Origin of the sequence: Bifidobacterium pongonis (assembly GCF_019331805.1) — a bacterium.
Taxonomy (GTDB): domain Bacteria; phylum Actinomycetota; class Actinomycetes; order Actinomycetales; family Bifidobacteriaceae; genus Bifidobacterium; species Bifidobacterium pongonis.
On record NZ_JAHBBE010000053.1, the window covers coordinates 1 to 7,930 of the forward strand.

12 protein-coding genes are annotated in these 7,930 nt (G+C 65.2%); 3 read left to right on the forward strand and 9 right to left on the reverse strand.

Going from position 1 to position 7,930, the window contains the following annotated elements; genetic code table 11:
- Positions 1 to 466: 466 nt before the first annotated feature.
- The 6 genes from KIH75_RS09535 to KIH75_RS09560 all read right to left on the reverse strand — a co-directional run bounded on the left by KIH75_RS09535 (position 467) and on the right by KIH75_RS09560 (position 4,706).
- Positions 467 to 700 carry a phage holin gene (locus KIH75_RS09535; RefSeq protein ID WP_219056478.1) on the reverse strand — a complete coding sequence of 78 codons (234 nt, stop codon included), beginning with the start codon at positions 698 to 700 and terminating at the stop codon, positions 467 to 469.
- 14 nt (positions 701 to 714) lie between these two features.
- A complete protein-coding gene (locus KIH75_RS09540) occupies positions 715 to 1,941 on the reverse strand; it encodes a GH25 family lysozyme (protein WP_236028236.1) in 1,227 nt (408 codons plus the stop codon).
- Positions 1,942 to 2,026: 85 nt separating this feature from the next.
- Positions 2,027 to 2,236 (reverse strand): hypothetical protein, encoded by a 210-nt coding sequence (locus KIH75_RS09545; RefSeq protein WP_219056479.1) that lies wholly within the window; start codon positions 2,234 to 2,236, stop codon positions 2,027 to 2,029.
- Between the two features lie 45 nt (positions 2,237 to 2,281).
- Positions 2,282 to 3,298: a carbohydrate binding domain-containing protein gene (locus tag KIH75_RS09550; protein ID WP_219056480.1), complete on the reverse strand. Its 1,017-nt coding sequence runs from the start codon at positions 3,296 to 3,298 to the stop codon at positions 2,282 to 2,284.
- The gene (locus KIH75_RS09555; RefSeq protein WP_219056481.1) at positions 3,295 to 4,401 is read right to left on the reverse strand and encodes a hypothetical protein; all 1,107 of its coding nucleotides are present in this window, start codon (positions 4,399 to 4,401) and stop codon (positions 3,295 to 3,297) included. Before KIH75_RS09555 ends, KIH75_RS09550 begins: the two co-directional genes overlap by 4 nt.
- Positions 4,398 to 4,706: a hypothetical protein gene (locus KIH75_RS09560; RefSeq protein ID WP_219056482.1), complete on the reverse strand. Its 309-nt coding sequence runs from the start codon at positions 4,704 to 4,706 to the stop codon at positions 4,398 to 4,400. Before KIH75_RS09560 ends, KIH75_RS09555 begins: the two co-directional genes overlap by 4 nt.
- 82 nt (positions 4,707 to 4,788) lie before the next feature.
- Here KIH75_RS09560 and KIH75_RS09565 point away from each other — a divergent pair, with 82 nt between their 5' ends.
- From KIH75_RS09565 to KIH75_RS09570, 3 genes are read left to right on the forward strand one after another with little or no spacing between them, the layout of a single operon-like run.
- Complete coding sequence (locus tag KIH75_RS09565; protein ID WP_338024332.1) at positions 4,789 to 5,448, forward strand: tyrosine-type recombinase/integrase; 660 nt, start codon at positions 4,789 to 4,791, stop codon at positions 5,446 to 5,448.
- On the forward strand, positions 5,417 to 5,650 hold the full coding sequence (locus KIH75_RS10330) for a tyrosine-type recombinase/integrase (RefSeq protein WP_338024333.1): 234 nt from the start codon (positions 5,417 to 5,419) through the stop codon (positions 5,648 to 5,650). The genes KIH75_RS09565 and KIH75_RS10330 overlap by 32 nt, the downstream gene beginning before the upstream one ends.
- Positions 5,647 to 5,982 carry a hypothetical protein gene (locus KIH75_RS09570; protein ID WP_219056483.1) on the forward strand — a complete coding sequence of 112 codons (336 nt, stop codon included), beginning with the start codon at positions 5,647 to 5,649 and terminating at the stop codon, positions 5,980 to 5,982. The genes KIH75_RS10330 and KIH75_RS09570 overlap by 4 nt, the downstream gene beginning before the upstream one ends.
- A 7-nt stretch (positions 5,983 to 5,989) precedes the next feature.
- Here KIH75_RS09570 and KIH75_RS09575 read toward each other — a convergent pair whose 3' ends face one another.
- From KIH75_RS09575 to KIH75_RS09585, 3 genes are all read right to left on the reverse strand, one after another.
- A complete protein-coding gene (locus tag KIH75_RS09575) occupies positions 5,990 to 6,784 on the reverse strand; it encodes a hypothetical protein (protein ID WP_219056484.1) in 795 nt (264 codons plus the stop codon).
- A 1-nt stretch (position 6,785) separates the two neighbouring features.
- A complete protein-coding gene (locus KIH75_RS09580; RefSeq protein WP_065439089.1) occupies positions 6,786 to 7,019 on the reverse strand; it encodes a hypothetical protein in 234 nt (77 codons plus the stop codon).
- Between the two features lie 11 nt (positions 7,020 to 7,030).
- Positions 7,031 to 7,930 (reverse strand): pyocin knob domain-containing protein (locus KIH75_RS09585; RefSeq protein WP_240541478.1); only part of this gene is annotated, 900 nt, incomplete at its 5' end.

A 7,930-nucleotide genomic window follows, 5' to 3' on the forward strand; every position in this document is an offset into this window, starting at 1 on the left:
CGAACGAATGGTCGAACCGCCGCTACCTGGACATGTCCCGGCTCGATGACAACCTCGTGGAAGCGAACTGATCATCGCGCCATGGACGGCCATGATCCAAAGTGCGCAACTTTTCGGGCACTACCGAAGCATCAATGCCTCTTGCGCTGACGGCAGGTACTGCGGAACATCGATAAAGGCGAAAATGGCCATATCCCGCGAGTTCAAAAAAGGCGCGTCCCCACCGCTCCCGAAACCGGGAAACGTTGGAAACACGCCGTTTTCAGCAGCTCAACGACTCACTTGGACACGTTAAATTTGAACTCTGCTACATTTCCACGTCTCAAGTGTTTTCAACGGTTTTGAGTCTTCCGTGCACTGTCGGGCACTCAAAAGGCACTCCGTTTTTATGGATATCATAACCGTCAAAACAGAAAAGCGCCCCTCTCCCGGCCGTGTCGGTCGGGAGAGGGGCGCATTGCATGTGTCAGGCAGTGAGCCTGGCCTTGATTTCGCTGACTCCGATCAGGGCGCCGATCAGCACTCCGAGCGCGTCGATCGTGGCGACGATCTGGTCGACGTGAGGCAGGCCCCATGCGGGGCCGACCGCCTGCGCGAAGACCGCGATGGCCGGCAGGGCGATCAGCGCGAGCCATTTGAGGATCTCGTATGCCTTGTCGGGCAGCAGGTAACCGGATTGCGGATCATTGGATTCATCCATTTTCCCTCACCTCCTTAAATCAGGCGTTGGCCTGGATAGATCGTGTAAGGACTGCGCAGGCCGTTGCGCTGTGCTGCGGCCTGCCAGCCGGTGCCGTAGATGCTCCAGAGGCTTTCCCCTGCACGCACGACGTGGCCTCCCGTCGCGGCTGGCGCTGTCGTGGCGGCCGTACCGCCGTAGGTGACGGTCTGGCCGGGGTAGATCAGATTGATGTTGCCGCTGGGCACGCGCCAGGCGGTGACGGGGTGCCTGTTGTAGCGGGCGGCGATGGCGCTCATGGTGTCGCCGCTGCGGACCACCGCGGACACGCCGCCGCCCGTTGCGGTCGCGGTGGACGCAGTTCCGGCGGAGCCGAGGCCGAGGCGGCGGTTGACGGCCTCCATGACCCTCGTGTAGTTGGCACCGAGGGCGGTCCTGCGGGCCTCGCCGTTGCCGTAGTCGCCGCGGATGACCTTGGTCGCCATGGCCTCGTAGTCGGGTGCCGTGTCGACCTTCGGCGTTACCGGGTCCTTGCGGATCTCGGTCTTGGTCTTGCCTCTGTCGCCGACCGCGATCTTCTGCCATGCCTCGCGTTCGCCGAAGAACAAGTTCAGGTCGAGCGGGCCGACACCGTTCAGGTAGCCGGTGCTGGAGTACTGGACCATGCCTTCGCCGTGGCTTCCGGCGTTCCATGGCAAGGACTGCCATCCAGTGGCGTTCATGGAAGCGTACTGCGCCTTCCACAGCATGCAATGCTTCCGGGTGTATGCCGTGATCTGATTGACCGCGGATGCCTGGACGTAGACGATGGGCCACACCTTGGTGCGGTCGTAGACGCGCTGCACGAAGGTCTGCGCCCAGGCGCCGTTGCCCCATGCGGCGTTGCCGCCGCCCTCCCAGTCGAGGGCGAGCACGCACTGGCCGACATAGGAACCGAAGACGGACACGAACCTGTCCGCCTCGGCCACCGCGCTGCCACCGTCGGCGTAATGGTAGCCGCCGCACGCCTTGCCCGTGGAACGCGCCCAGTCGATCTGGGTCTTCCAATACGGGTTCGTGTACCCGGTGCCTTCGGTGATCTTCACGACTGCGGCGTCCGCGTCGACCACGCGGGTCACGTCTGAGCTCTGCCATCCGGAAACGTCGATGACATTCATGCTGGCCATGGCCGCGGGGGCCGCGAGCATGGCCAGCGCCGTCGCCGCGCAGGCGACGATTCGCGCCGCCCTCGCTGGGATGCGGCGTCGTCGGTTGTCTGTCAATTTTCCTCCTTCTATGGGACGACCCCGGCCTGCCGGGTCGGGGTCGTTGCTGTTCATCTGTTGTGGTTGATGTTGTGGTTGATGGTCATGGTGTGAAGGCGATCGTCCAGAGGAGGACCGCGACCGTCAGGAGCCGCGTGAGCGCGAGCAGGACCGTGACCGCGACGCCGATGCCGACCGCGAGCAGCAGCAGGGCGAGGGGCGTCCACGGGAGCGGGTCACGCGCCGCACGCCCGCGGACGAGCAGCCCCAAGGCCGCGAGCAGCAGGATCATGCAGACGCAGACGGCGGACATGGCGGTCTCCCTTTTTGTGCTTGTGATGCTTGATGCTGGTTCGTCCTAGGCGATCCGGATGAGGCTGACGTCATCCAGACGCATCCACGAACGGCTGGCGAACGTGATGGCCACCGCGTCCACGTCCGAGGGGACGGTGAAGTCGAGCGTCCAAGCATGCCAGGCGGTGTCTGGCGGGACCGGCAGGTCCAGGCTCGCGATCACGCGCCCGTCGTCGGACTTGACCGCCACCGTGCCGACCCTTATCGAATCGACGCCGCCTTCGGCGCGCCAGAACGACAGACGCAGGGACGCTTCCGGCGTGACCTCGACCCGCTGCAGGACGTCAGTCCCGTCTCGCGTGACAACAAGCCACCGGATGCCGGAATGCGGCTTGTTGACTGTACTGGCGTGCCGGTCGACCACGATGGCGTACCCGGTGACGGTCCATCCGGTGAGGTCGCCGGACTCGAATCCGCCGTTGACGATCAGGTCCTGGGCTGGACTTGTCGCGTCAAGACCCTGCCCCCCCCCCGCGTTTTCCGGCGGCTCCCACACGGTCGCGGCCGACCCCTTCTCCAGCATCGGATGCAGGATCATCTCGCAATCCTCCGTGGTCGCGACGCTGCGGAAGACGGTGAAGAGGACCTTTTCGGCCGCGGCCGGGACAGTGACCTTCAATTGGCCGTTCGCACTCCAGACGCCCGAATCGTAGACCACTACGCCGCCGCTCCTCCTGAACTTGATGTTGAAGGAGCAGTTCGGCGGGACAACGTCGCCGTAGCGGCTTGACAGCAGGACCGTGTCGCCTGGCGAGAGGCCGATGTCGGCGAGGCCGACCGTCACGCCGAGCCCGTTCCATTGCTTCAGCCCGGCTTTCAACGTGACTTGCAGCCCGCCGTCAGACATGAGCTCGCATTGCATCAGCCCATCCTTCCGCGCGCCGAGCGGGTAGACGACCAGGTTCTTCCCGCTGGGACAGATGAGTTGCCCGGCGTGGACGATGCCGATGCGTTTCCCGCCCAGGCATGCGCCGCTCACGATGCGCCCTGCGCACATTGCGCCGCCCATGATCCCGCTCATGAGTTCACTTCCCTCGGCCACCAGCAGAGCGCGGTCGCATCCTGCTTGCTCTTCGCGAGCGCGTCGGTCATGTCCGTGCATTCGATCCAGTGCGCCACACTGTCCGCGTACGTTTTCGCCGTTGCGGCGGATTGCGCGGCGGCCGTTTCGGACGCCTTGGCCTTGGTCATGCTCGCCTGCGCGCTGTCGGCCGACGTCTTGGCCGCGGTGGCCGATTCGGCCGCGCTGTCGGCTGACGATGCGGCGGCGGAGGCTTTGGCGCTGACGGTGGACGCATCGTCAGCCGCCTTGGTCGCGGCGGTCGTGGCCGTCGTGGACGACTGGGCGGCCGCGGTGGCCGATCGGCCTGCCGCATCGGCCGACGTTCCGGCCGTGGTGGCTGCCTTGGTCGCGGCCTCAGCCTTGGCCGTGGCCGTCGAGGCACTCGTCTTGGCCGATTCAGCCGACTTGACGGCCGCGGTTTCGGACGCCTTGGCCTGCGATGCCGCCGCTGTGGCCGTGTCGCGTGCGGTTTCGATCGCGGACGCGATCGTGCGGGCCTCGCCGATCAGGCCGTTGGCCGTGGTCTCGCTGTCGTGCGCCATGCTCGCGCTCGATGCGGCCGCCCGCGCGCTCGACCGGGCCGATTCGGCCGACGCTTTTGCCGCCGTGGCCTCCTGCGTGGCGACGCCGCTGTCCGCCTTGGCCGACTGTGCGGCCGATTCGGCGCGCGACACCTTGTCGCCCACGTCCGTGATCTGGTCGGCGACGAGCTGCGCGGCGCGCGTGACCGTCTCCCACGCGGCCACGGTGCCCGCGGTCGCGTCCAACGTCTTCGGATCCACATCCTGCAACCCGCTGTATTCGACAATGCCGTCGGTCTTGTCGGGCACCTCGACGTAGCGGGTGATGCCCGAAGCGACCAATTCGCTCACACGCCACACCCATTGCGTCGAGGTCGGCATCACCTCCACGGTGGCTTCGCCGTTGTCGAGCCTGGCGGTCTGCGCGACCGGCAGGCGGATCGCATCACGCACCGTCACGCGCCTCGTGGGCACGAGGCTCACGCTGCCGTCCAGACCGCGCCCCTCGGCGTCGGCCAGGTGGAAATGCACCAATGTCATGGCTTCTCCTTTCTCGGGCCGTTGTGCGCGGCCATGATCTCGTCGTGCATCTTCGTTCCCGTCCCGTTGCCGCCAAGCGCGCTGTACGCGCTGTACGCGTCGTCGGCCTCGTCCATCACCTCGACCGGTATCGGACTGTTGGTCTGCACGTATTCACGGTGGATGCGGATGATCTCCGCACGGAGCAGGACACGCAGCCCATGGATCATCGCACGCCCGTACCTCCACACCACCGCGGCGAGCGTGGCCGCACCGCCGCACATGGCGGGCACGAGCCATGCGACGATCTGGTCAAGCAGTTGCATCACAGGCCTTTCTACTGTGGAATCCCACACGCCGACCATTGCGGACAGGCCGCTGTGGCGTGTGGGATTTGGAGGTTAAAAGATGCTGTTGTCCGTTTTCCATGACGAAGTGTGGCTGCCGTCGTGCGCGAATCTGAGGGAATGCACCATGGTCGGATATGAGAGCGCGTGGCGATGCCATATCGTGGACGCTTTCGGCGGGCTTGAGATCGATTCGATCACCGCCGGCATGATCGAGACGTGGATGGCCGGCATGCCGCGCGGCGCGGCGCGCAAGGCGTGGGGCGTGCTCCGGGCGATGCTCCGCAAGGCATCCAGGTGGGGCGTGAGCAGTGTGGACGCGACCACGCGCGTCAGGGGACCGAAGAGGACGGATCATCAGCCGCGCGTGCTCGATTCGCGGCAGATCGCGACGCTCCTGCGTGGGTTCTGGGGGCATGAGCTCGAGGCATGGCTCATCTGCAGCGTCACGCTGGGGCTCAGGCCGGAGGAGGCGCTCGGCCTCGAATGGTCGGACATCGACCTGCGCGGCGGGACTGGTGCGGATCCGGCGCGGTGTGCAATGGGTATCCGGCCACGAGGTCGTTGTCGAGCCGAAGACCGATCTGTCGGCCAGGGAGCTCGCGCTCCCACGGTTCGCGGTGCTTCGTCTGCGGCTGATCCGCCACGGCGGGTCTGGCAGGCTTGTCGGCGGCCTGAATCCCGGGCAGGTGGACCGCCGCTACAGACGATGGTGCCGTGAGCAGCGGCTCCCTTTCGTGCCCAGGGAGAACCTGCGTCACTCGTGGGCGACGAGCGCTTTGACTGCCGGAGTGGATGTGGCGGTGGTGAGCCGCGCCCTGGGTCATTCGAGCATCGAGACCACGGCCCGCTATTACCTGCGGCCTGACGTGACAGTGCTAAAGGACGCGCAAAGGCTCTGGGAGAAGGCAATCATGCGATGAGGGATTCCGTAACCCTCACGAAACCAAACGCTAACTGGGACGTGAATTATCGCACCGCGTTTGTCGGCGGGATGTTGATCGTCGCGTTTCATGCCATCCGGCTCAACACGAACTGGAATGCCGTGAGGGAATGGGAGGTGTCCCAGCTTTTCACGCTTCCTGGATTGGAGGCCGCGTTCGAGGTGCATTGCGCCGCGGTGTCCAATTCGAGTGTGGGGCTTCATGGCGTCGAGGTGCAGGCCGCTGGCAACTCCATCGCCCTTCGTTCGTCCGCGAAGATGACGATCGGCAAAGGCGGTTGGGTCGAGGGTTGCATCACGGTGCCGCTCTGACCGTCGATTAGACGACCGGATAGCAGAGCGAGCCGACGCAACCCTGATTGCTGCCCGCGGCTCCCATGTTCGAGCATCGGATGGTTCCTTCCGGCTTGACGATGAGCATTCTCGCCGTCTGCCCGTTCGACACGCACACCATCGCATTGACCTCGACAGGCGGGCGCAGTTCGGCGGGCAGCACGTATTCGCATTGCGCTGAATCCCAACTGCCCTTACCGATATTGCCGGAATATTTGACGAGCATCATCATGCCGGTGCGGATGACCGTGAAGCCCTTCGCGTTGTACAGGGTTACGGAATCCCACAGCTTCGACATGGGAGGCAGCTGTTTGATGAGCATGACCGGCGTGCCGGGCGTGATCCCGCTGATCGGGATGCGGGCGATCGGGATCCACGCCGTGCCGGAGGCCGAGTGGATGCTGCCCGACGGGACGGTCGGGTCGGCGGCCGTTCCGGTGTTTGGCGTGCCTTTGAGCACGGCGATGGCAGCGGTCTCGATGTTCTGATTGTTCCGTGTGTATTTGAGGCAGACGAGGTCGTTGCGGTTCTGGCCGCTCACGCCGCTTTCGATGGTCGCGGTCTCGGCCTCGGTGACTCGCGCGTATCGTCCTTCGACCACGAGGTTGAGGACGGGGATCAGCGCGTGATTCGCATCCTGCATGGTCACCGTGGGGAAAGTGCCGTCGCTGCCCTGCAGCAGGTAGCTGCCGTTGCCGATGATTCCGGCCTGCATGGCGCCCATGTCGCCGCTGGTGATGTGCGGTGTGCCGCCCTTGCCTGTGATGAGCGTGGTGGTCATGTCAGTCCTTTCCCTCGGTAAGCCATGCCGTGTAGGCCGCGTCCTGCGTGGCGGCGAGTTTCTTGAATTCCTGCTGGCATGAGGTGCATGCCAGCGCCTCCTGCGTCACTCCGTCCGCGGTGGTGTGTTTGATCTGGTGCCAGTCGCTCGACGTGCGCGGATCTCCGTCGGTGAGGTATGCGCTGTCGTGGCAGCGGTCGCATGTGTATTTGGTGATGTTCGTGGTTTTTGCCATGATGGCTCCTTTCAGGCGAGTCTTTGCCAGACGTGTCCTCCGATGATTGTGGGGATTTCCTTCCATGTGCCGCCCTGGTCGGTGGGGTTGCCGGTGACGCACCAGTAGAGCGAGCCGATTGGGTGTGCGGCGAGGAAGGATGCCGCTGTCGCGCTGGATTGTGCGGTGATGGTGCCGTCCTCGCCGATGGTGATGGTTTTGCCGTCGGGTTTGACGCCGCCGATGGTATCCGTTGCGGCCACGGGCAGAGTGTAGGCGTTCGCTCCGTCCTGGATGCTGTCGAGCTTCTTCTTGTCTCCGCTGCTCATGAGGCCGTGGATCGTCGTGGTCGCGTCCCGGTCCTCGGCCAGCGCCTTCCATTCGTCCCAGCTGTTGGAGTTCCAGGTGCGACGCCAGATCTTCCCGGTCTGCGGGTCGGTGAGGAGTTGGGTGGTCCAGCCGAGTGCGGTGCGTTGCACGATCAGGCCAAAGTGTCCGACGCCGCTTGGCTTGTGCGAGCAGGTGTTGCCGCCGCCAGCCCAGTAGGCGCCCCAGCCGGTTTTGAGCGTGTTGAGGTCGGTGCTGGTGAGGCTGGTGGGCGCGGGCAGCGTGTTCGGCGCGGTCAGGGTCACCGTGCTTCCGGCGCGGGTGGCGGTGACGCCTGTGCCAGCGGCGATGGTCTTCACCCGCTCCTGTGCCGTGTCGTTCGCCTTGGCTGCGAGCGTGTTCGCCGCATCCGCGGTGGTTTGCGCCTTGTCGGCCTTACCGTCCGCCTGGGTGGCGAGGTCTCGTGCGCCGGCGATTTCGGCGGCGGCGTCGCTTGCGGCCTTGTTCGCCTCGGTGGCGGTTTTGCGCACTGCTTCGAGGTCGCTTGTGGTCACGTCGGCGCTAAACGTCCATCCGGTGAGTGTAAGCCCTTCGCCGGCGTAGTA

Excerpts from the sequence above, each read along its gene's own strand:
- KIH75_RS09535 (WP_219056478.1), bottom strand. The coding sequence starts at position 700 with ATGGATGAATCCAATGATCCGCAATCCGGTTACCTGCTGCCCGACAAG.
- KIH75_RS09545 (WP_219056479.1), bottom strand. The coding sequence starts at position 2,236 with ATGTCCGCCGTCTGCGTCTGCATGATCCTGCTGCTCGCGGCCTTGGGG.
- KIH75_RS09550 (WP_219056480.1), bottom strand. The coding sequence starts at position 3,298 with ATGAGCGGGATCATGGGCGGCGCAATGTGCGCAGGGCGCATCGTGAGC.
- KIH75_RS09555 (WP_219056481.1), bottom strand. The coding sequence starts at position 4,401 with ATGACATTGGTGCATTTCCACCTGGCCGACGCCGAGGGGCGCGGTCTG.
- KIH75_RS09560 (WP_219056482.1), bottom strand. The coding sequence starts at position 4,706 with ATGCAACTGCTTGACCAGATCGTCGCATGGCTCGTGCCCGCCATGTGC.
- KIH75_RS09565 (WP_338024332.1), top strand. The coding sequence starts at position 4,789 with ATGCTGTTGTCCGTTTTCCATGACGAAGTGTGGCTGCCGTCGTGCGCG.
- KIH75_RS09570 (WP_219056483.1), top strand. The coding sequence starts at position 5,647 with ATGAGGGATTCCGTAACCCTCACGAAACCAAACGCTAACTGGGACGTG.
- KIH75_RS09575 (WP_219056484.1), bottom strand. The coding sequence starts at position 6,784 with ATGACCACCACGCTCATCACAGGCAAGGGCGGCACACCGCACATCACC.
- KIH75_RS09580 (WP_065439089.1), bottom strand. The coding sequence starts at position 7,019 with ATGGCAAAAACCACGAACATCACCAAATACACATGCGACCGCTGCCAC.